General features: G+C 52.4%; 23 protein-coding genes. 20 read left to right on the top strand and 3 right to left on the bottom strand.

Translation table 11 applies throughout. The annotated features are described in order from the left end of the window. Positions 1-16: 16 nt before the first annotated feature. The 10 genes from V8L73_RS10600 to V8L73_RS10555 all read left to right on the top strand — a co-directional run bounded on the left by V8L73_RS10600 (position 17) and on the right by V8L73_RS10555 (position 10,453). The gene (locus V8L73_RS10600) at positions 17-382 is read left to right on the top strand and encodes an SFCGS family glycine-rich protein (protein WP_027273057.1); all 366 of its coding nucleotides are present in this window, start codon (positions 17-19) and stop codon (positions 380-382) included. Next, entirely contained in the window at positions 382-678 is a 297-nt protein-coding gene (locus V8L73_RS10595) for a DUF4312 family protein (RefSeq protein ID WP_027273058.1), read from the top strand. The genes V8L73_RS10600 and V8L73_RS10595 overlap by 1 nt, the downstream gene beginning before the upstream one ends. 32 nt (positions 679-710) lie before the next feature. After that, complete coding sequence (locus tag V8L73_RS10590) at positions 711-1,508, top strand: DUF4311 domain-containing protein (protein WP_027273059.1); 798 nt, start codon at positions 711-713, stop codon at positions 1,506-1,508. Positions 1,509-1,532: 24 nt separating this feature from the next. Then, positions 1,533-2,183: a DUF4310 family protein gene (locus V8L73_RS10585; RefSeq protein WP_027273060.1), complete on the top strand. Its 651-nt coding sequence runs from the start codon at positions 1,533-1,535 to the stop codon at positions 2,181-2,183. A 26-nt stretch (positions 2,184-2,209) separates the two neighbouring features. After that, positions 2,210-3,349 (top strand): amidohydrolase/deacetylase family metallohydrolase, encoded by a 1,140-nt coding sequence (locus tag V8L73_RS10580; RefSeq protein ID WP_347252955.1) that lies wholly within the window; start codon positions 2,210-2,212, stop codon positions 3,347-3,349. Beyond that, on the top strand, positions 3,333-4,445 hold the full coding sequence (locus V8L73_RS10575) for a DgaE family pyridoxal phosphate-dependent ammonia lyase (RefSeq protein ID WP_347252954.1): 1,113 nt from the start codon (positions 3,333-3,335) through the stop codon (positions 4,443-4,445). The genes V8L73_RS10580 and V8L73_RS10575 overlap by 17 nt, the downstream gene beginning before the upstream one ends. A 3-nt stretch (positions 4,446-4,448) precedes the next feature. Then, positions 4,449-5,189, top strand: a complete 741-nt coding sequence (gene dagF, locus V8L73_RS10570; protein WP_347252953.1) for a 2-dehydro-3-deoxy-phosphogluconate aldolase — start codon at positions 4,449-4,451, stop codon at positions 5,187-5,189. Positions 5,190-5,294: 105 nt separating this feature from the next. Further along, on the top strand, positions 5,295-7,232 hold the full coding sequence (locus V8L73_RS10565) for a BglG family transcription antiterminator (RefSeq protein WP_261830879.1): 1,938 nt from the start codon (positions 5,295-5,297) through the stop codon (positions 7,230-7,232). 591 nt (positions 7,233-7,823) lie between these two features. Next, a complete protein-coding gene (gene dcuC, locus V8L73_RS10560; protein ID WP_027273065.1) occupies positions 7,824-9,131 on the top strand; it encodes a C4-dicarboxylate transporter DcuC in 1,308 nt (435 codons plus the stop codon). A gap of 50 nt (positions 9,132-9,181) precedes the next feature. Further along, positions 9,182-10,453, top strand: a complete 1,272-nt coding sequence (locus tag V8L73_RS10555) for an amidohydrolase (RefSeq protein ID WP_027273066.1) — start codon at positions 9,182-9,184, stop codon at positions 10,451-10,453. A 77-nt stretch (positions 10,454-10,530) separates the two neighbouring features. Here the strand turns inward: V8L73_RS10555 and V8L73_RS10550 are convergent, their stop codons facing one another. Then, positions 10,531-11,292, bottom strand: coding sequence for a YciK family oxidoreductase (locus V8L73_RS10550; RefSeq protein WP_347252952.1), 762 nt, complete (start codon positions 11,290-11,292; stop codon positions 10,531-10,533). Positions 11,293-11,603: 311 nt separating this feature from the next. Here V8L73_RS10550 and sohB point away from each other — a divergent pair, with 311 nt between their 5' ends. Together sohB and V8L73_RS10540 are read left to right on the top strand one after the other, a co-directional pair. Beyond that, complete coding sequence (gene sohB, locus V8L73_RS10545) at positions 11,604-12,650, top strand: protease SohB (protein ID WP_347252951.1); 1,047 nt, start codon at positions 11,604-11,606, stop codon at positions 12,648-12,650. Between the two features lie 298 nt (positions 12,651-12,948). Continuing rightward, positions 12,949-13,155 (top strand): Blp family class II bacteriocin, encoded by a 207-nt coding sequence (locus V8L73_RS10540; protein ID WP_027273069.1) that lies wholly within the window; start codon positions 12,949-12,951, stop codon positions 13,153-13,155. 125 nt (positions 13,156-13,280) lie between these two features. On the opposite strand, the gene V8L73_RS10535 is transcribed toward V8L73_RS10540, so the two are convergent. After that, a complete protein-coding gene (locus V8L73_RS10535) occupies positions 13,281-13,529 on the bottom strand; it encodes a YciN family protein (RefSeq protein ID WP_027273070.1) in 249 nt (82 codons plus the stop codon). 389 nt (positions 13,530-13,918) lie between these two features. Between V8L73_RS10535 and topA the strand changes: the two genes are divergently transcribed. Both topA and cysB read left to right on the top strand, forming a co-directional pair. Beyond that, entirely contained in the window at positions 13,919-16,504 is a 2,586-nt protein-coding gene (topA, locus tag V8L73_RS10530) for a type I DNA topoisomerase (protein WP_027273071.1), read from the top strand. 213 nt (positions 16,505-16,717) lie between these two features. Continuing rightward, positions 16,718-17,692 carry an HTH-type transcriptional regulator CysB gene (gene cysB, locus V8L73_RS10525; protein ID WP_027273072.1) on the top strand — a complete coding sequence of 325 codons (975 nt, stop codon included), beginning with the start codon at positions 16,718-16,720 and terminating at the stop codon, positions 17,690-17,692. 58 nt (positions 17,693-17,750) lie between these two features. Here the strand turns inward: cysB and ribA are convergent, their stop codons facing one another. After that, positions 17,751-18,341, bottom strand: a complete 591-nt coding sequence (gene ribA, locus V8L73_RS10520; protein WP_347252950.1) for a GTP cyclohydrolase II — start codon at positions 18,339-18,341, stop codon at positions 17,751-17,753. Positions 18,342-18,547: 206 nt separating this feature from the next. On the opposite strand from ribA, the gene pgpB reads away from it, so the two are divergent. From pgpB to V8L73_RS10490, 6 genes are all read left to right on the top strand, one after another. Then, on the top strand, positions 18,548-19,279 hold the full coding sequence (gene pgpB / locus V8L73_RS10515) for a phosphatidylglycerophosphatase B (protein WP_261830882.1): 732 nt from the start codon (positions 18,548-18,550) through the stop codon (positions 19,277-19,279). Positions 19,280-19,485: 206 nt separating this feature from the next. Then, on the top strand, positions 19,486-19,794 hold the full coding sequence (locus V8L73_RS10510) for a LapA family protein (protein WP_027273074.1): 309 nt from the start codon (positions 19,486-19,488) through the stop codon (positions 19,792-19,794). A 6-nt stretch (positions 19,795-19,800) separates the two neighbouring features. Next, positions 19,801-20,970, top strand: a complete 1,170-nt coding sequence (gene lapB, locus V8L73_RS10505) for a lipopolysaccharide assembly protein LapB (protein WP_027273075.1) — start codon at positions 19,801-19,803, stop codon at positions 20,968-20,970. A 61-nt stretch (positions 20,971-21,031) separates the two neighbouring features. Continuing rightward, entirely contained in the window at positions 21,032-21,739 is a 708-nt protein-coding gene (gene pyrF / locus V8L73_RS10500; protein WP_347252949.1) for an orotidine-5'-phosphate decarboxylase, read from the top strand. Continuing rightward, positions 21,736-22,056, top strand: coding sequence for a stress response translation initiation inhibitor YciH (yciH, locus tag V8L73_RS10495; protein WP_027273077.1), 321 nt, complete (start codon positions 21,736-21,738; stop codon positions 22,054-22,056). The genes pyrF and yciH overlap by 4 nt, the downstream gene beginning before the upstream one ends. A 57-nt stretch (positions 22,057-22,113) precedes the next feature. Beyond that, positions 22,114-22,578, top strand: a complete 465-nt coding sequence (locus V8L73_RS10490; protein ID WP_347252948.1) for a GAF domain-containing protein — start codon at positions 22,114-22,116, stop codon at positions 22,576-22,578. Positions 22,579-22,677 lie beyond the last annotated feature (99 nt).

Genomic DNA, 22,677 nt, shown 5'->3' with positions numbered 1-22,677 from the left:
TACTGGAGAGAAAAACATGAAACAAGTTGTTGTCGTTATTGGCGATCGTTTAGGTAAAGGCCAAAAGGTCGCTGCTGGAGTAGAAGCCGCAGGCGGTAGGGCAGTCGTTGTTCCCGGCGTGGCGGCGGACATGAAGCTTGGCGACGTCATGAAGGCGGAGAATGGAGATATCGGCATCTCTTTCTGCGGCAGCGGCGGCGCGGGCGCGATCACGGCCCAAAACAAGTATGGCTATAAGGTGCGTCACGGCATGCGCTCTATTGAAGAGGGCGAGACCGCTATCGCAGACGGCTGTACGGTGCTCGGCTTTGGCTTTATGGATAAAGAAGAGCTGGGCGAGCGCCTGGTGAAGGCCTATATCAAAAAATACGGCGAAGCGTAATGAAAGAACGTCTTGAAACATCGGTTCGCGTCAGCGGTCGCGGAGACACAAAACAAAAAGCGATTGCCGACGCGCTAAGCGCCGTACAGCGTACGGTTTTAAAAGAGAGCAGCAATATCATCCTTCGTATTGAGCCCGTAAACGTAGAGGTTGTACAGGCAACGGTGAAAACGTCGCACGAGAAGTTTCTGTTTTTCTTTTTACCGCGCAAACGTGAACTTTACTCCGTTGTTTTAGACGTGGCTTTAGACGTAACCCTACTCAATGTACAAGAGATTCATTTCGAGTCGGCGTAGCTGCCTGTCGGAATGCTTTTGAGGAAAAACCAATGGATGCATCTACCACTGTTTCTGTGTTTGAGATCCTGATTAAGTCTCTGATTATCGGCGGTCTTTGCGGCTTCGGCCTGGGAGCAGGCGCAGCGCGCATGTTCCACGCGCCGACCATACAGGGAATGGGCGCGTTTCGTACGCTAGGGGAACTTAACTCCTGCGAAGGCGATCCTGCTTCTCACTTCTCCTTCGGCCTCGGCTTCTTCTTCAACGCCTGGGCGTCATCGGTCGCGGCCGGTGCGTTCACGCAGGACGTCGATCACCGCATTATCCCTAACTGGGGCGCGGCGGCGCTGATGATTAAAAATCGTAACGTCGCAGAAACGCTGCACAATCCGAAAAAAATGGCTATCGCCTGCGGCGTGATCGGCGCAGTCGTGGTGGCTTTCCTTAATACCACTGCGTCCGCCGTGCCTCCGTCCTTGCAGACGACGGCAACCAACGTGCTGGTTCCCGCCGCTAACCTGCTGGTAAACACCGTAATGCCCGTGATTTTCTGGCTGGCGGCGATGGATGCGGGTCGTCGCTCCGGCTTCTGGGCGACGCTGTTCGGTGGCTGCGCTCAGCTGATTATGGGCAACGCCATCCCCGGGCTGGTTCTGGGCATTCTTATCGGTAAGGGCGTAGACGACAACGGCTGGAACAAGGTCACTCGCACCATGATGATCGCCGTAATTCTGCTGTTCGTCCTCAGTGGCTTCTTCCGCGGCTTTGATATCAAGCTGCTGCAGTCGTTCACGCTGGGCGTGCCGGACTGGTTACAACATGTTCATAACGTATTGAGCGGTAAGTAATTCTACTAAACGCGGGATTGAATAATGAATACAGAATTAAAAAACGACTTTTGGTACGCGGAGTGGACGTTCCCTCTCTTTGTTGGACTACTGTCTGCGGGCGTCTTCGCCGGGACGCACATGTACGTGGTTCACGGCTTCGGCGCGTTTAACGAAGTGGCGTTCGTCGCCATGCTGCGCTCCGGTATTGATACCGGCGTTTACGGCGCGGTAGCGGCGTTCGGCGCGAGCTTCCTGTTTGCGCGCATCATTGAAGGTTCCCTGGTGGGGATACTTGATATTGGCGGCGCGATCCAGACCGGTATCGGACTGGGGGTTCCTGCGCTGCTGCTGGCGGGCGGCTTTGACTATCTGGTCACCAATTTCTACATCTCGCTGGTGGTAGGTTTGGTGCTGGGCATCGCGGTGGGCGCGATTATTATTTTGGCGCGTAAGTTCACCATCGGTCAGGGTAACTCAACCTTCGGCGCGGACGTCATGATGGGGGCGGGCAACACCTCCGGCCGCTTCCTCGGTCCGTTGATTATCCTGGCGGCGATGGCGGCGTCGATTCCTATCGGTATCGGCTCTTTGATTGGTTCGCTGATTTTCTACATCTGGAAGAAGCCGGTCGCCGGCGGCGCAATTCTCGGCGCGATGGTGTTTGGCTATTTCTTCCCGCTGGTTGCGGCATAAATTGAAAGACGAGGTGAGCAGACATCATGAATGATTTAATTATCAGGCAGGCAAAGCGCGTAGAGGGCGACGTTGTTGACGTCGTCATCCACGAGGGAAAAATCCGCGCCGTAGGGCCCGAGGCAGCCAAGGGACAAACGGCAAAAAAAGAGATCGACCTAAGCGGAAAATACTTTATCAGCGCTGGCTGGATCGACGCTCACACTCACTGCTGCCCGTCTTCGCCCATCTATTTTGATGAGCCGGACTTGGCCGGCGCCGCCTGCGGAGTGACGACCGTCATTGACGCAGGCAGCGTCGGCGCCGACGACGTGGACAGCTTCTTTCTACAGGCCCAAAAGGCCAAGACCAACGTCTATTCTTTTTTAAACATCGCTCGTATCGGCATTATCGCCCAGAACGAACTGTCGGACATGAGCAAGATAGATAACGATGCGCTGCAAAAGGCGGTGAAGCGCCATCCGGATTTCGTTGTCGGCATCAAGGCGCGCATGAGTAAAAGCGTCGTCGGTGAAAACGGCATTAAGCCGCTGCTCGCCGCCAAAGAGATGCAAAAGGAAAACGGGCTGCCGCTAATGGTGCACATCGGCAACAATCCGCCGAATCTGGACGAGATTGCCGACCTGCTGAGCAAGGGCGACATTATCACCCACTGCTTTAACGGTAAGCCAAACCGCATTCTGGACGAACAGGGGCAGCTTAAGGCGTCCATCAAACGCGCTCTGGCGCGGGGCGTCATATTAGACGTCGGCCACGGCGGTGAGAGCTTCAGCTTCTCCGTCGCCGAACAGGCGATGAGGATAGGCACCTATCCGGACATTATCAGCTCCGACATTTATCACAAAAACCGCGTCAACGGCCCGGTGTTTAGCCTGGCGGCGGTCATGACCAAATTCCTGTGTATGGGATTTAGCCCCAAGCAAATCGTCGACTGCGTGACCGTCAAGGCCGCCGACCTGCTGCGCCTGAAAGGGAAAGGGCGCCTGACCGTCGGCGGCGACGCCGACGTTACCGTCTTCGATATTAAGGAAGAGCGCATTGAGCTCTCTGATGCAGAAGGTCAGGTAAGAACCGGTACACATCGATTTATTCCTCTGGCGGCGGTCGTCGCCGGAGAAAGTATTGCAACCAAAGAAGGTGAGTCCGACTATGCCATCAATTTATGAGAAGTATCATTTACGCGAAGTGATTAACGCCTCCGGACGCATGACGGCGCTTGGCGTATCTACGCCTAAACCGGAAGTGGCGGACGAGGTTCACTTCGGCCTGAACCAGTATTTTGAAATGAAGGATCTGGTCAATAAGACCGGCGCTTACATTGCCAACCTGCTGGGCGTCGAGAATGCGGTTGTCGTTTCCTGCGCCTCTGCGGGTATCGCTCAGTCGGTTGCCGCCGTGATTGTGAAAGACGACGCTGACCTGCTTTTAAACCTTCACAGTTCGGACAAGCAGGTGCCTCGCGAAATCGTCGTGCCAAAAGGGCATAACGTCAACTTCGGCGCGCCGGTCGATACGATGATTTCTCTGGGCGGCGGCAAAGTGGTTGAAGCGGGCTTCGCCAACGAGTGCAGCGCAGGCCAGCTGGAAGCAAAAATTACCGCTCAGACTGCGGCTATTCTCTACATTAAGTCCCACCATACGGTACAAAAAAGCATGCTGTCGGTGGCCGAAGCGGCCGAAGTCGCTAAAAAGCACGGCCTGCCGCTTATCGTTGACGCAGCAGCGGAAGAGGATCTGCACGCGTACTACAACATGGGCGCAGATCTGGTTATTTACAGCGGTGCGAAAGCGATTGAAGGACCGACCAGCGGGCTGGTTATCGGTAAGAAACAGTGCGTTGAGTGGGTTAAGTTACAGGGTAACGGAATCGGCCGCGCGATGAAGGTCGGTAAGGAGGGCATTCTCGGCCTGACGCTGGCAATTGAGCTTTATCTGACGGCAAGCAAAGAAACCGGTCAGGAAATGGTGGAAAAGATGGCGCCGTTTATTGCCGAGCTTAACGGCATCAAGGGCATTTCCGCCAAAGTGGTTTGGGACGGCGCCGGCCGCGATATCGCTCGAACTGAAATTTCCTTCGATGAAAAAACAATCGGCAAAAAGACCGTAGACATCATGAAGGCGCTTAAGCAGGGGACTACGGCCATTTACTTCCGTGAATATAAAGCGAATGCGGGCATCGTTGAAGCCGACGTGCGCAGCGTGTCAGCGCAGCAGCTTACCGTTATCGCCAGCGCCATTCGCCAACAGGTTACCGGAGCATAACTGATGAAATTGACCCCAAACTATTATCGCGATCGCGTCTGCCTTAACGTTCTGGCAGGCTCAAGGGAAAATGCCCGCGAGGTGTATGCCGCAGCACAGAAGCACGTGGTGGTCGGCGTCCTGTCGAAGAATTATCCCGACTTGGCCAGCGCCATTGAGGATATGACCAAGTACGCGAACGATATTGAAAATGCCATTTCCGTAGGGCTGGGCGCGGGCGATCCTAACCAGTCCGAGATGGTGTCGCAAATCTCCAGAGTTATTCAGCCGCAGCACGTAAATCAGGTATTTACCGGCGCTCCCATTAGCCGCGCGCTGCTCGGGCAGAATGAGATCGTGGTCAATGCGCTGGTTTCGCCTACCGGAAAAGTAGGACTGGTGAAAATTTCCACCGGCCCGCTGAGTTCGACCTATCCTGATGCGATAGTCCCGGTAGAGACGGCTATCGCCATGCTTAAAGACATGGGCGCAAGCTCAATCAAGTTCTTTAATATGCGCGGCTTAGCCCATAAGGAGGAGTACGCCTACGTCGCCAAAGCCTGCGCGGAACACCGTTTCTACCTGGAGCCGACCGGCGGCATCGATCTGAATAATTTCGAAGAAATTCTGAAGATTGCGTTGGACGCAGGCGTGGAAAAAGTGATACCCCATGTCTATAGTTCTATTATTGATTCGGCGACGGGCAATACCCGCCCTGAAGACGTAAAAACGCTGTTGGCCATTGTCAAAAAGCTTGTTGTCTGACGTGCAACGCTTTTGTTGATGTCTGAAAGCCTTTCGTTCAGAAGGGCTTTCGTTTAACACAATTATTCTATTTATATAATATCTATTGGGTTAAAAGGGTGGTTCGTGGCGCTATTTCCTTATCAACGCCTTGCCTATTTGTTTGACGCTATCCGATCGGAGACGCTGCCGCAGGACGAACTGGCAAAGCGCTTCAACGTTTCAACCAGAACGATACGCACCGACGTATCGGCACTCAACGACGTGCTGTCCGAATATGGGGCGAACGTCGTTTATGAGCGAGGCCAGGGATACCGGCTTTCTGTCACCGATCCGCTGCGCTATGGCGCGCTGCCGATGCAAAAACATCAGGTCAAGGCGATACCCCGCTCGTCGAAAGAGCGAGTCGATGCGCTGCTGCTAAAGTTTTTACTTGCGCCTTTGCCTATCAAACTCGACGACATTGCCGAAGAGTGGTTTGTCAGCCGAGGGACGCTTCAGCACGACATGTCGACCGTCAGAGAACTATTGGAGAAGTATCAGATAGTCCTGGACACCATACCGCGGCAGGGTATCAAGCTGGTTGGCGCCGAGCAGGCCATTCGCGCCTGCATTACCGACATTTTGTGGCAGCAGTTTTCCAGCGATAACGAACGCTCGCTAAACAGCTTTAAACAGGACATTCTGACCAATATCGATCTCGGCTATATCGAAAAGGTGTTGGAAAACAGCGTGAGCCGTTTTGATATTCGCCTGACGAATGAAGGGCGCCAGTATCTAATCTTCAACTGCGCCGTTTCTATTCTGCGTATAACCCGAGGCCATGAAATTATTCACTATGCCGCCGAAGGCGTAGATGACGTGATAACGAACGCCGCGGCGGAAATCGCCAAAGGGTTTGACTATTTCCTCGGCGGTGAGCTTTCCGGCTCGGAAGAAGCCTACCTCAGCGTTCAAATTTCCGCTCAGCGCATACCCAGCGGAGACGTTGAAAGCGCTCAGGACAGCGAACGCTATAGCGACGAGCTGGTAGACTATATCCTCAGCTATATTAATGACTCCTATAACTACGACCTGCGCCACGATAAGAAGCTAAAAGCCGACCTTTCCTCCCATCTGGCGGCGATGCTGACGCGCGTCCGCTATCAGCTCAATACCAAAAACCCTCTGCTGTCCGATATTAAGCAGTACTATCCGTTTGCTTACGACGTAACCCTAAGCGCCATGGCGAACGTAGAGCATCAAATTCCTTACGCCATCAGCGAAGACGAACTGGGCTATCTGGCGGTGCATATCGGCGTAGGCCTTGAGCGCAATTACAGCGTCGGCTATACCCGGCACCCCCATGCGTTATTGGTGACGGACGCGGGCAATTCGACTATCCGAATGATTGAGGCCAAGATTGTACGGGAATTCCCCCAAATGAAGGTACAGCGGGTTATCTCTCTTCGGGACTACGAGGAGCTTGACGGCGTAGCCGAAGATTTTGTGATTACGACCGTAAGGCTGGTTGAAAAAAACAAGCCCATCGTAAAGATCGCGCCTTTTCCAACGCCGTATCAGATTGAGCAGATTGGCCGCCTGGCGATGGTTGATCGCACGAAGCCTTATATTCTGGAGCGCTTCTTTGATGAACGGCACTTTATGATAGTCAAAGGCAAGATGACGCAAGAAGCGCTGTTTAAGAAGGTGTGCCAAAAGCTGGAGGCGGATGGCTATGTCACCAAAGAATTCTATCCATCGCTGGTTGAACGAGAGTCTATCGTTTCTACTTTGCTGGGTGAGGGGATTGCGCTTCCCCATTCTTTGGGGCTTCTGGCCAATAAAACCGTGGTTGTGACAATCCTTGCGCCTAACGGCATAGAGTGGAACAACGAGAAAAAGGAAGTAGCCAACGTCGTTTTCCTGCTGGCCATCAGCAAGGCGGAATATGAAGAGGCGATGGCTATTTACGATCTGTTCGTTACCTTCGTGCGAGAGAAGGCCACCAAGCGGCTGTTGAACAGTAAGAGCTTTAACGACTTTCAGGCCATCGCGAAAGACAGCCTGGGAAGAAGCGCCTGAAGGGGTGATGTAAATGAATGATAATGGCTAAATGTGTTGTAATTTGTGTTTATCACTCATTTTTTACACAGCGGCTAAATATTAAGAGCAATAATAAAACCCTGCTAACTGCAGGGTTTTTGCCGAATAGAAACGCATAATATCGTTATGAGAGAAGATATATTTTTTGTACTGTTACCGCATGTAAGAATTAAGAATGTATGTATCCAATGCGTATTGTTGCTTTTTTGTTATCAGGGATGGCGTTAATGAAATAATGAGGTAAGTAATTTTTATTTAAATGGAGTAATGATGTTTATTATTCGTCAACACGCTTATTTGAAAGAAAGGCGTTTATTTTCCATCTTTGTGATGCATCTAACTGTTTCGGTACTAACACCCGCCTTTTTTGACATCCATCAACGATATCGAAGTATCAATTGCTATAGTGAGCCCGTGCAAAACAAGCCTTTTGAGATTATAGTTTAATCGTCATTGACAGTTTTATTGCTATTGGGAGCATTAACTTTTTATTGCATAATTATATTTGTAATATAGGTGTGGACGCGGCAAGGTTATTGCCGTTTTGATGAGTTAAATAGTGAGAATAACATGATTACACAAATCATAGCCTTGGTGGTTGTTGCAATCACCGTTTACCTGTTGATAAAGCAGTATGAAACGCGAATGGTGCTGATTGGCTCCGGTCTGGTTATGGGCCTGCTGGCGCTAAATCCAATGGCCGGCCTTGACGCGTTCGCCAAGAGCATGACGTCCGCCAGCCTGATACAAGCAATCTGTGCGAGTATGGGTTTTGCCTACGTGATGAAGTTTACCAAGTGCGATATGCACCTGGTGAAAGCATTGACCGGCATGATGACGCGTTTGGGCTTCTTCTTAATCCCAGCGACCGTTGTTGTGACCTACTTCATCAACATCGCTATTCCTTCTGCGGCCGGCTGTGCGGCAGCGGTAGGGGCAACGATGATCCCTCTGCTTATCGGCGCGCGCATCCACCCGGCTATCGCCGGCGCAGCGGTGCTGAGCGGTACCATCGGTTCTTTCCTTAGCCCGGGTATGTCTCACAACGCCTTCGTTTCCAACCTGTATAACGAAATCATGGTGGGAACGGACGGCTTCACCAAGATGGAAGTTATTGACCTTATCAAACACCATGCGCCGTTCAGCATTGCTATCGGCGCTATTGGCGCAGTATCTCTTTCTATCGTCGCGCTGGTTCGCAAAGAGTTCCGCATTCAGCCTGTTGAAGGCGAAGCGGGCGCTGGCAAGGCGGATGCGAAAGACGAGGGCGGCGCTAACTATCTTTATGCTACCGCACCGTTTATTCCGCTAATCCTGCTGTTGATTGCGGGCACCACGAACTGGTTTGGCAGCGTGAAGATGACCGTTCCGGCGGCGATGGTTATCGGCGCCATTTATGCGCTGGTTATTACTCGTTGCAGCCCAACGAACATGACCAAGCAGTTCTTTAACGGTATGGGTAACGCCTACGGCGACGTTCTGGGCATCATCATCGCAGCAGGCGTATTTGCTGCCGGCCTGAATGCGTCTGGCCTGATTGACAGCTTCATTTATTTCCTGACTCACCATCCTGAATTGGCCCGCTGGGGCGGAACAATCGGTCCGTTCCTGATGGGGATTATTACCGGTTCCGGCGACGCGGCTGCTCTGGCCTTTAACGAGACGGTAACGCGCCACGCGGCGGCATTCGGTTACACCATCCCTGACCTGGGCATGGCGGCTGCAATGGGCGGCGCACTGGGACGCACGATGTCTCCTATCGCGGGTGTGACTATCGTATGTGCGGGCCTGGCCGCGGCTAACCCGGTAGAACTTATCAAGCGTACGGCTCCGGGCATGATCGTTGCGGTGATTTTTGTCGCTCTGGTAATGCTGTAATCGTGCGACCGAGTAGACCGCAAGTTAAGCAACAAAGAAGGATATAAGTAATGTCGACAGTTGATTTAGAACAGTTAGTAACGTGGCGCAGAGAGCTTCACCGCTTTCCTGAAATCGGTTGGTCTGAGTTCACGACCACAGCGCGCCTGATCAAAGAGCTGCGCGCAATGGGGCTGGAAGTGTTTGCAGGCCCTAAAGTGATCAACCGCGAATTTGTTCGCGGCCGCAAGGCTGAAGTCGTTGAGAAAGGCTTGGCGCTGGCGAAAGAGCGCGGCGTTGATGAAGCGCTTTTGGCTGAAATGGAAGAATTGACCGGCTGTATGGCCGTGTATGACAGCGGAAAGCCTGGACCGACGGTTGCTTTACGTTTTGATATTGACTGCGTGAACGTGCAGGAATGCGCTACCGCCGAACACGTCCCGAACAAGGATGGTTTTGCATCAAAGAGCGCGGGCCTGATGCACGCCTGCGGCCACGACGGCCATATGTCTATTGGTCTGGGCATTGCCAAGTGGCTGGTGGAAAACGGCAGCAGCCTGTCTGGTAAAGTCAAGCTGCTGTTCCAACCGGCTGAAGAGGGCGTGCGCGGCGCAAGCGCGATGGCGGCAAGCGGCATCGTTGACGATGCGGACTATTTCCTCGGTATGCACCTGGGCTTCATCGCCAAGACCGGTGAAATCGTGGTAAACCCGAACAACTTCCTGTGCACCACCAAGTTCGACTTCCGTTTTTACGGCGCTCCGGCTCACGCTGGCGCAGAGCCTCACCTGGGCCGCAACGCTCTGGCAGGCGCTTGCCATGCGGCTACGCAGATGCTGGGCATTTCCCGCCACGGTAAGGGAATGTCTCGTATCAACGTCGGCGTTATTAAAGCGGGCGAAGGCCGTAACGTTGTTCCGGCATACGGTGAACTGCAGGTTGAAGTTCGCGGTGAAGACGAAGCCATCAACACCTTCATGGCCGAGCAGGTTCAGCGCATGGCCGAAGGAGCAGCACACAGCTTTGAGCTGCGCCTTGAAAGCGAAGTAATGGGTGAAGCGGTAGATCTGGTTAACGACAAAGAGCTGGTCGACCTGCTGACCGGCGTCGTTAAGCAGCACGCTGAGCTGACCGTTGTGCCTGAACGTTCGTTCGGCGGCAGCGAAGACGCTACCATTCTGGCCAAGCGCGTGCAGCGTAACGGCGGGAAGTCCATCTACTTCATCGTCGGCGCCGATTTGACTGCGGGTCACCACCAGGCAGGATTTGACTTCGACGAGAAGCAGCTTAAAACCGCGGCGGATCTGTTTATCGGCTGTCTGCAGAAGCTGATGAACAAGTAGTTTTTCCTACGCAATACGTTAAAACCGCCTCACTGTGAGGCGGTTTTTTTATTTCTGTTCTTCTCCGCTTTTTATTTCTATTTTGCGGGGCCGGGGGCTCTTCCCGGCTGCGCGTCAAGGCTGGCGCCATTCTCGTGTAGGCTATCGTCGCCCATCAGGTATAGATAGGTCGGCATAATGTCGGCCGGCGTTTTCAACAGGTTTGGGTCTTCGTCAGGAAACGCGTGAGCGCGCATGGCCGTTCGCGTTCCTCCCGGATTAATACAGTTAACGCGAAGCGTTGTCCCCTGATATTCATCGGCCAGCACCTGCATCAGACCTTCGGTAGCGAATTTAGACACCGAATAGACGCCCCAGCCGCGTCGGCCTTTGCGCCCTACGCTGGAAGAGGTGAAAATAAGCGACGCGCGGGGCGATTTAAGCAGCAGGGGAAGCAGAACCTGGGTCAGCATAAAGCCGGCGTTAACGTTAACCTGCATGACCTGATGCCAGGCTTCAGTATCCTGTTCGGCAATCGGTGCGATTTCGCCTAAAAGGCCGGCGCTGTGCAGCAGGCCATCCAGATGGTCCACTTCTTTCATAAGCTCTTCTTGCAGCATGGCGTAGTGCTTGGGCTGTGCGGTTAAAAGGTCGTAAGGAAAAATAATGGAAGGCTTTCCACCCTCTGCGGAGATCGTCTGCTGTACCTGCTTTAGCTTATCTTCATTGCGGCCAAGCAGAATGAGCCGGGCGCCGTGCCGCGCATAGCTTAGCGCGGCCTCTTTGCCGATACCGTCGCTGGCGCCGGTAACCATAATGATCTTTTCATTGAGCAAATCGCGCGGTGCCTGGTAGTGCATACTCTCTCCTTACGGTATATTTATCCGGTTTATACCCGTCATAATTCAAGCTGCATGTGCGTTGGCTTTGTATATTTGGCTATTCACAGATCTCACCTTTTCAGGGCCAGCGCAAGCGCCGTTCAAAACGCCGTGGGCGTTTTGTCATGCAACTCGAATTACTTAAGGGACGTGGGGTGGCTGCATTATGATGTTAATCATAGCTGAAATAGGCAACGATATCAGTCTGTCACGGTGAAAGAGGCTATACTTTTACCGCGTTGAATGCGTACATCGTTACCCGGTTTTATTAACCCGATAGGAAAAATGCCGTGGAGTGGATTTCTCAATATGGTTTATTTTTGGCGAAGATTGCGACGTTTGTCGTCGTAGTCGCCGCCGCTGCGCTGTTTATTCTTAGCGCAACTCAGCGTAAAAGCAGCCGTCGAGGCGAACTGACGCTGGTCGATTTAGGCGAGCAGTATCGCCACATGCAGGAGGAGATGCAGGTGGCCCGCATGCCGCAGGCGGAACAAAAGCTGTGGAACAAGGCGCAAAAGAAAAAGGATAAAGCGGAAGCAAAACTGGCCAAGCAGGCGGCTAAAAGCGGCGAACAAAGCAAGCAAAAGCCCTGTTTGTTCGTGCTGGAGTTTAAAGGCAGCATGGATGCCCATGAGGTTGAGGCTCTTAGGGAGGAGATAACGGCCGTACTGGCGGTCGCTAAGGCGGAAGATGAAGTTTTACTTAAGCTCGAAAGCCCGGGCGGCGTAGTGCATGGCTATGGCTTGGCTGCATCTCAGCTTGATAGGCTGCGTAAGGCCGGCGTTCGGTTAACGGTTGCCGTGGATAAAGTTGCGGCCAGCGGCGGCTATATGATGGCCTGCGTTGCCGATCGCATCGTTGCCGCGCCGTTTGCCATTGTGGGGTCTATCGGCGTGGTTGCGCAAATTCCGAACTTTCACCGACTGCTGAAGAAGAATGCGATTGACGTTGAGCTGCATACCGCCGGTGAATTCAAGCGTACGCTGACGCTATTGGGTGAGAATACGGAAGCGGGGCGAGAGAAATTTCGCGAAGAGCTGAACGAGACCCACCGGCTGTTTAAGGCGTTCGTCAGCGAACAGCGTCCGTCGCTGGATATTGACGCCGTAGCGACGGGAGAGCATTGGTTTGGCGTTCAGGCTAAAGAAAAGGGGCTGATTGACGAAATAGGTACCAGTGACGATCTGCTCATTGCCCAGTTAAACAAACGCGACGTCATTGGCGTGCGCTATGCCCAGCGAAAGCGCCTGATTGACCGGCTGACGGGAAGCGCGGCGGAAAGCTGCGATCGTCTTCTGTTGCGCTGGTGGCAGCGTGGACAAAAGCCCACTCTTTAATTGAAACTCTCAGTCGGCGCGTTCCTGCATTAATGGTTAGGGCCTGATGAATGCGGAATGCGCCGACGTTTTTTAGACATAATGTGAAGTTAACTTAGGCGTTTTTTAGTGATGTCTATAACGCGGTGAGTCCGTATTTAATTCCAATCTCTGTCTTGATTACAGAGCGATTAGTAAAAGATAATTTTAGTAAATTCCCCTTAATTTTATAAAAATTAGCATGGTATATTTCAGATGAATTCTGTTTGTACGTTATTGTTTCTTATTGCAAATATTTAAATGATATTGAGGTGTGAAGATGCGTGAATTAAATAAAAATGAAATGGAAGCCGTTAACGGTGGCTGCATTGAAGGCGCACTGGACGGCGCGGCCTGTGCTTCAGCTATTGGGCAAAGTAAAGGGTGGGACGGTTTTAGCAGCTTCGTATTTTCTGCCTTTGGCGCCGCGGTAGGCGCTGTTGTCGGCAGTGACGCAGCTACAAAATTCTTGAAGCTTTTCGCTTAAGTACCCAAGGCTCTCCACTTAAGCCAGAAGGCTTTTCAGAAAGCAGAGAGAGGTTCTCTCTGCTTTTTTACTATTGTAAAACTGCATTAAGCACAGTTTTTATATCAATCGTTACCCGTCAAACGTTATTCCAAATGATATTTGTTTGAAAACACGTGGGCCAGATGTTTGAACATATTGAATACGGCCGTCGTTTTGGCGGTCGGCAGCCCGTCTTTGTCCAGGAAGTACTCTCCCCGAAAAACGAGAACGCTGCCTTTTTGCTCTACGTCGGTAGCTTCCATTCCGTGAATGAAGTCTTCATGGTCGCGGATAAGTTGATTCGCTTCTTTTAATAGCGCTTGGCGCGATATAGGCGTAGTCTCGGTTTTCATTATTTACTCCAATGTACTCAAATTACGTACTTAAACCATTCACGCATTTTATCGCTCAGACCCTGCCAGAGCAATGCGTCAGAACTTATGCAGGATAGCGTTTTTTCTCCTTGGAGCCGCTCGTTTTTATCGATAAAAAACGGTTATTCTCGCTAATTTTGTTGCGTAGTGCTTTTTATCAGGTAGAGTTATGGGCTTTCGGAACAAACGAACGCAGCGTAAAGCGTTGAGAAAATCGAGCGTTTACGGCTACATACGAACGAGGAAGAAAGCGAGGGCTTGACGTTTCGCATTTTGACCTCAACATTAAACGCGGCGTTTTTGTGATGTTCTGCAAAATTCGCTATGTTGTATTTTATTGAGAAGGGCCAATTTAGGTAAACAACGTTATGGGTAAATCGCTCGTTATTGTGGAATCCCCGGCTAAGGCCAAAACAATTAATAAATATCTGGGCAGTGACTACGTGGTGAAATCCAGCGTTGGTCACATCCGGGATTTGCCGACGAGCGGTTCGGGAACGAAAAGCAGCGCTTCGACAAAAGGCGCCAAGGTCAAAAAAGATGCGCAGCAGGCGTTGGTTAGCCGTATGGGCGTTGATCCATATCACGACTGGGCCGCTCACTATGAAATTCTTCCCGGCAAAGAGAAAGTTGTCGCAGAGCTGAAAGCCTTAGCCGAAAAAGCCGATACTATTTATCTGGCAACCGACCTTGACCGCGAAGGGGAAGCCATTGCATGGCACCTGCGGGAGGTCATCGGCGGTAACGACGACCGGTATCGTCGCGTGGTCTTCAATGAAATCACCAAAAACGCAATCCGCGAGGCATTTAAAGAGCCTGGCGAACTCAATATGGATCGCGTTAACGCTCAACAGGCGCGCCGCTTTATGGATCGCGTGGTGGGCTATATGGTTTCTCCGCTGCTGTGGAAAAAGATTGCCCGCGGCCTTTCTGCCGGTCGGGTTCAGTCCGTCGCCGTTCGCCTGGTGGTCGAGCGCGAGCGTGAAATCAAGGCCTTTGTGCCGCAAGAGTACTGGGAGCTGCACGCAGACCTCGATCACGGAAGCGACGCTCCGCTGCAAATGCAGGTAACGCACTATCAGGACGGGGCGTTTAAACCCGTTAATCAGCAAGAGACTCAGGCAGCGGTCGCGCTGTTGGAAAAGGCGCGCTATGAGGTTTTAGAGCGAGAAGATAAGCCAACTACCAGCAAGCCCTCCGCGCCGTTTATTACGTCTACGCTGCAGCAGGCGGCCAGTACCCGGCTGAACTTTGGCGTAAAGAAAACCATGATGATGGCGCAGCGTCTGTATGAAGCGGGCTATATCACCTATATGCGTACCGACTCAACCAACCTGAGTCAGGATGCGCTCAACATGGTCAGAGGTTACATTGGCGAAAGCTTTGGCGATAAGTACCTGCCGGCGCAGCCAAACCATTACAGCAGTAAAGAAAACGCTCAGGAAGCGCACGAAGCTATCCGTCCTTCTGACGTGAACGTCCTGGCTGAGTCGCTAAAAGATATGGAAGCGGATGCTCAGCGCCTGTATCAGCTCATTTGGCGTCAGTTTGTTGCCTGCCAGATGACGCCGGCGAAGTATGACTCTACGACGTTGACGGTTAAAGCTGGAGACTATCTCCTGAAGGCTAAAGGCAGAACGCTGCGCTTTGACGGCTGGACTCGCGTACTCCCTGCGCTGCGCAAAAACGATGAAGATAAAACGCTGCCTACGGTAGAGGTCGGCGCGACGCTGGATTTAGTGCAGCTGCTGCCAAGCCAACACTTTACCAAGCCGCCCGCGCGCTTTAGCGAAGCGTCTTTGGTTAAAGAGTTGGAAAAGCGCGGCATCGGCCGTCCTTCAACCTATGCGTCGATTATTTCCACCATTCAGGACAGAGGCTATGTTCATACTGAGAATCGTCGCTTCTATGCCGAAAAAATGGGTGAAATCGTTACCGATCGCCTGGAGGAAAACTTCCGCGATCTGATGGACTACGACTTTACCGCCAGAATGGAAGATAACCTCGACAGCGTGGCGACCAATAAAGCCAACTGGAAGGGCGTGCTCAACAACTTCTTCTCTGACTTCAGCCAGCAGCTTGATAAAGCCGAGCAGGATCCGGAAGTAGGAGGGATGCGTCCTAATCAGGTGATCTTGACCTCTATCGATTGCCCGACCTGCGGACGGAAAATGGGGATAAGAACCGCCAGCACCGGCGTATTCCTCGGCTGCTCCGGCTATGCGCTGCCGCCCAAAGAGCGCTGTAAGCAAACTATCAACCTGATCCCAGAATCTGAGGTCTTGAACATTCTGGAAGGCGATGATGCGGAAACCAATGCGCTGCGCGCGCGCCGCCGCTGTAGCAAATGTGGAACGGCGATGGACAGCTATCTTATCGATCAGAACCGCAAGCTGCACGTCTGTGGTAATAATCCGTCCTGCGACGGTTATGAAATCGAAGAAGGTGAATTTCGCATTAAAGGTTACGACGGTCCGGTGATTGAGTGCGATAAGTGTGGTTCCGAGATGCATCTGAAGATGGGGCGTTTTGGTAAATACATGGGATGTACCAACCCTGACTGTAAGAATACGCGCAAGATCCTGCGCAACGGCGACATCGCGCCGCCAAAAGAAGATCCAGTTCCATTGCCAGAGCTGCCGTGTGAAAAGTCTGACGCCTATTTTGTCCTGCGAGACGGCGCGGCAGGGGTTTTTCTGGCTGCTAATACTTTCCCGAAATCGAGGGAAACGAGGGCGCCTACGGTAGCTGAACTGCAGCGCTTTAAAGACCGACTGCCGGAAAAATTGCGCTATCTGGCCGATGCGCCGGCAGCGGATCCCGAAGGCAACGCGTCTATCGTGCGCTTTAGCCGTAAGACCAAGCAGCAATATATTTCATCAGAGAAAGACGGTAAGGCGACCGGATGGTCATTGTTCTATACCGACGGCCAGTGGCGAGAAGTAAAAAAGTAATACTCTGAGCAGGAAGAATAATTACTTGCTATCTAGCGCCCTGTATGTTCATTTAACTACAGGGCGTTTTTATTCCGTTAAATCGCAGGGAGAGGCGCGGAATGAAAGCAGAGCCGGGTTGCGTAGTTGAAGGTAGCTCACGGCTTGGCGCGATAAACAGCACGGATGCGATTTTATATTAACCATGATAGTTATTGAGTAGTGGTGTAACGTATGAAACTGCAGCAACTTCGCTATATCGTTGAAGTGGTCAATCATAACCTGAATGTCTCATCTACCGCGGAGCGGCTTTATACCTCTCAACCGGGGATCAGTAAGCAGGTAAGAATGCTGGAAGATGAGCTTGGCATTCAGGTCTTTACTCGCAGCGGTAAACACCTAACGGAAGTGACGCCTGCCGGGCAGGAAGTTGTACGCATCGCGCGGGAGATACTGTCCAAGATTGACGCTATCAAGTCCGTCGCTGGTGAACATACCTATCCCGATCGCGGGTCGCTGTATGTCGCCACTACGCACACTCAGGCTCGCTATGCGCTGCCTAAGGCGATTAAGGCCTTTATCGATCGCTATCCCAAAGTTTCTTTGCACATGCATCAAGGATCGCCGACCCAGATAGCCGAAGCGGTATCAAAGGGCAACGCGGATTTCGCTATTGCGACGGAAGCGCTGCACCTGTATGAAGATCTCGTCATGCTGCCTTGCTATCACTGGAACCGCGCCATCGTCGTAAAAGACGATCATCCGCTTGCTTCAAAGTCGCATATTCCTATTGAGGAATTGGCTTCATATCCGCTGGTGACCTATACCTTCGGTTTTACCGGGCGTTCTGAGCTGGACATCGCTTTTAATCGCGCAGGGCTGACGCCGAAAATCGTGTTTACCGCAACGGATGCTGATGTGATTAAAACCTATGTGCGGCTAGGACTGGGGGTTGGGGTGTTGGCGAATATGGCGGTGGACGCATTGGAAGATCCCGACCTGGTAGCGATCGACGCCAGCCATATCTTTGCTCCGAGCACGACTAAGATAGGCTTTCGCCGCACGACGTTCCTGCGTAGCTATATGTACAGCTTTATCGAGGGATTTGCCCCCCATTTAACCAGAGACATCGTGGATAAAGCTGTCGCATTAAGATCGCCGGAAGAGGTAGAGGCGCTGTTTAGCGATATCGAACTGCCGGTTCGGTAGCGGGCTCTTCAGACTCCTCGCCGGATGCAAAGCGCGTCTGGCGAGGAGGTAATACGGACTATTTGGACAGCAGGTGGCCCATTTTTGCGGCCTTAGTGTCAAGATACTTTTCGTTTTTAGGGTTACGTCCTACCAGTAATGGAACGCGTTCAACGATGTTGATGCCGGCCTGAGTCATAATTTCAACTTTCTTTGGATTATTGGTCAACAGCCTGACAGAGCTGACGTCTAGCAGCTTGAACATGTCAGCGCACAGCGTAAAGTCACGCTCGTCCGCAGCAAAACCCAACTGATGGTTAGCCTCAACGGTGTCTGCACCCTTGTCCTGAAGCGCATAGGCGCGAATTTTATTCAAAAGGCCAATATTACGGCCTTCCTGACGATGGTAGAGCAGTATGCCTCGGCCTTCTTCAGCAATGTGCTGCATAGCGGCTTCAAGCTGGAAGCCACAGTCGCAGCGAAGGCTGAACAGCGCATCCCCCGTCAGACACTCGGAATGAATACGCGCCAATACGGGATTATCATCGCTGATGTCGCCAAACACTAGCGCAACGTGGTCATGCCCGGTGGCCAACTCTTCAAACCCGACCATCAGAAAGTCTCCCCAAGGGGTCGGTAGTTTGGCTTCAGCCACTTTCTTTAACTGCATGATGTTCTCCAATGACGATTGACTCTGCTTTTGCTGTTTGCGCTTAGATTGACGGATGCGTCACTACGGCATGAAACGCCATATTATAAACCAATTACGGCGCATTGTTGCCAGTTAGTTAATAAATAATGCGCGATAGTTTTATCGTTTCGGACATTTTTATGGAATTATAGTCAGCCGTTATAAGTACAGGAAGACGTTGTTGTATGCTGAGCCGTTTGACCGGGCGCCTTGCCGTTGGCGTTTTGCTTTTACTGATTTTACCGCTGGCGACGCTTTGCGTCGGCTGGCGCTGGTATCCGGGAGAGGGAAACGCATTTCTCCTTCCTTTATTTTGGCTCACAGAGACGGCCAGTTCGCCTTGGGGGGCGATAACCAGCGTTATTCTTGCGGTTTGGTTTATATGGCGACTGTCTTTGCCCGGGCGTCAGGCAATTGCCGTCGTTGCGCTGCTGGCTGCGGTTATCGTAGGAGGACAGGCGATAAAATCCGTGGTTAAAGAAACGGTAGCAGAACCAAGGCCTTATGTGCTCTGGATGGAGAATGAGTACCATATTGACGATCGCGCCTTTTACGAGCAGGGTCGAAAAGCGCGAGCGAAAATGATTGAACAACGGCTAGGCCAAGAGGCGAGAGTGCCCCTGTGGCTGTCCGACCATTGGCAAAGAGAAACAGGATATTCATTTCCCTCTGGGCACACGCTGTTTACGGCTTCTTGGGCGCTGATGGGCATCGGTTTGCTGCTGCCGCGTCGCCGCTATCTAGACGCCGGCGTTTTGATGGCGTGGGCCGTTTCCGTTGCGGGAAGTCGGCTCCTGTTGGGGATGCACTGGCCTATAGACTTAATTGTTTCAACGTTATTAAGCGGCCTGCTGGCGTTGAGCGCCTGCTGGGTCGCCGAGCGGAAGATATTTGCTAAGGCCCGGCGGGATGAATAATGCACCGTTGAAAATCGCCGACGTTTTGCGTCGGCATCGTGCATAAATAAGGGATACGGCCTAGTATTTTAAAGCAATATCAGTGAAAATCAGGCTCCTGTGCTGCGCGCATTTTTCGTTCAGCGCGCAGAAATGCTAAGTTAAAGGACACGGCCAAGCATTCTTGGTATAATTCATCCGTTTATCTCTATGTTTTGGATAGCAATGTGAAATATTTACTGATTGGATTAATCGCCGTCGTTATTCTGGTTATCGCCGTCACGTTGGGAGCCCACAACGAGCAGGTTGTAACTTTCAACTTTTTGATTGCGAAGGGCGACTACGCGCTATCTACGCTGTTGGCCGTTTTGTTCGGCGGAGGCTTTATTCTCGGCTGGCTGGTCACAGGCATATTCTATTTGCGTTTACGCTTACGTCTTGGACGTGCGATGCGCCAGATCAAGCGCTTACAAAACGAGACGACGGCGCCCGTTGAAGCCGCTCCCGTTATGCAGCAGATCGCCGAAAAGGAATAGCGCTGTATGCTTGAACTGCTGTTTTTGTTATTGCCCGTGGCCGCAGCCTATGGCTGGTATATGGGGCGTAGGGGCATACAGCAGGAGCGCCAGCAGGAAGCGAATAAGCTGTCTCGCGGCTATGTGGACGGCGTAAACTTCCTGCTTTCTAACCAGCAGGACAAGGCCGTCGATCTGTTTGTCGACATGCTGAAGGAAGACAGCGGCGCCTTTGAAGCTCATCTTACTTTAGGCAACCTGTTTCGCTCCCGGGGCGAGGTTGACCGAGCCATCCGAATTCACCAATCGTTAATCGAAAGCGCCTCACTGTCGTTTGAGCAGCGGCTTTTGGCTACGCAGCAGCTAGGCTGGGACTACATGGCGGCCGGTTTATACGATCGGGCTGAACGCATGTTTTCCCAGTTAGTCGACGAAGAGGACTTTCGCCTACCGGCGTTAAAGCAGCTTTTAACTATTTACCAAACGACCAGTGACTGGCAGCAGGCTATCGACGTGGCCGAAAAGCTGGTAAAGGCCGGCAAAGACGCATACCGAGTCGAGATTGCCCACTTTTACTGCGAGCTCGCGCTGCAGGCGATGGGATCCGACGATCTGGATAAGGCGATGGGGCTTTTGAAAAAGGCTTCTGCGGCCGATAAAAACTGCGCCCGCGTATCGATTATGTCCGGCCGGATTTGGATCGCCCGCAGCGACGACGCTAAAGCAATAGTCGAGCTGGAAAAAGTTATCGAGCAGGATAAAGACTTCGTCAGCGAAACCCTGCCTATGCTCTACGAATGCTATCAGCGTCTGGGGCAGCAAGACCTCTGGGTCGCCTATCTTAAGCGCTGCGTGGCGGAGCAAACGGGGTCAGCCGCAGAGCTTATGCTGGCGGATATGCTGGAACTGCGCGAGGGGCGAGACGCCGCTCAGGCGTACGTCAACCATCAGCTTCAAATTCACCCGACGATGCGGGGCTTTTATCGCCTGATGAATTATCAGCTGGCGGAAGCGGAAGAAGGGCGCGCAAAAGAGAGCCTGATAGTGTTACAGGAAATGGTGGGCGAACAGATCCGTTCTCGCCCGCGCTATTGCTGTGAAAAGTGCGGACTGACCGCCAACTCGCTTTACTGGCACTGCCCGTCGTGTAAGGCCTGGTCGACGGTAAAGCCGATCCGCGGTTTGGACGGCCAATAATGCAGTCTATTGATGTAAAAACAAACTGATTTAACCGAAAAGAAGAGAACAGGAAAACACTATGTCGACGTCGACTTCTCCCGTTATTGTTGCGCTGGATTTTGACACTCAGCGCGAAGCTCTTGAGCTGGTCGATAAAATTGACCCGGCGGACTGTCGTTTAAAAATAGGAAAAGAGATGTTTTCCCTGTGCGGGCCTGAGCTGGTTCGCTCGCTGCAGCAGCGTGAATTTGACGTTTTCCTTGACTTAAAGTTTCACGATATTCCCAATACGGTCGCCAGAAGCGTCTCTGCCGCCGCCGAGCTGGGCGTATGGATGGTTGACGTACACGCCTGCGGCGGAGCGAGAATGTTGGAAGCGGCTAAAAGCGCGCTGTTGCCGTATGGAAGCGATGCGCCAGCCCTTATCGCCGTAACGGTGCTTACCAGCATGGAAGAAAGCGAGCTGAAAGCAATCGGCATTCAGGGTTCTCTACAAGATCACGCGGAGCGATTGGCCCGTCTAGCCAAAGATAACGGCCTTGACGGCGTCGTATGCTCAGCCCATGAGGCTACACACTTAAAATCGCTGCTCGGCTCATCGTTTAAGCTAGTGACGCCGGGCATTCGCCCCGTCGGTAGCGAGCTTGGCGATCAGCGTCGCGTAATGACGCCGCCGCAGGCGATGGCCGCCGGCGTCGACTATATGGTTATCGGGCGCCCAATTACCCAATCTGCCGATCCGGCTCGGGCGCTTCGCGATATTTTGACCAGTCTGAGGCCGCTATGAGCGACAGCCGCTTAGTTTATAGTACAGACACGGGGCGCATTAAGCCGCAGGAAGAGACGGCGGAGCGCCCCAAGGGCGATGGCGTTGTGCGCATTCAGCGCCAAACTAGCGGCCGGAAGGGAAAGGGCGTTTGCATCATTACCGGCTTGGATCTGGATGATGACCAACTGCAAAAGCTGGCCGCTGAATTGAAGAAAAAGTGCGGGTGCGGCGGTGCGGTAAAAACGGGGCAGATTGAAATTCAAGGCGATAAGCGCGATGAGCTAAAAGTCTTGCTAGAATGTAAAGGTTTCAAAGTAAAGCTGGCCGGCGGTTGACGTGAGTCTAAAGATCGATAACAGGGTGCGGTATATTTAGCGGTATCTATTGATAAAATGAATAAAAAAGCGTTCTATACCGAGTTGGAAAATACGCTCGCTTCGTTGCTAAGCGGCGAACCCGATCGAATAGCCTCGCTGGCAAACGCCAGCGCTCTGCTGTTTGAACGTCTGGACGAGGTCAACTGGGTCGGTTTTTATTTACTAAACGGCCCAGAACTGGTTCTGGGGCCTTTTCAAGGAAAGGTTGCCTGTACCAGAATTCCGGTCGGAAAGGGCGTATGCGGCACGGCAGTGCTAACTGCGCGTATTCAACGAGTAGACAACGTTCATCAGTTTGAAGGCCACATTGCCTGCGATAGCGCAAGCAATGCGGAGATTGTGTTGCCGCTGTACTGCGGCGACGCGCTGATTGGCGTACTGGATATAGACAGTACCGTATTTAGTCGTTTTGACGGCGAAGATGAAGAAGGGCTGAAGGGGATAGTCCGATGCCTTTCACGGCATTTGTCTCAATGTTAAATGGCGATTTGTTGTGGTGTAGTTAAACTTGAAGTGCGGAGAGCGTGGCTTTTACCCGCACTGCGATTATAATGGCGCCTGATTTGCGCCTGCATGTTC

Origin of the sequence: Leminorella grimontii, from assembly GCF_039789245.1 — a bacterium.
GTDB classification, from domain to species: Bacteria; Pseudomonadota; Gammaproteobacteria; order Enterobacterales; family Enterobacteriaceae; genus Leminorella; species Leminorella grimontii.
The sequence above is the reverse complement of the archived record's forward strand: the minus strand, read 5'-3'. Positions and strand labels throughout refer to the sequence as shown.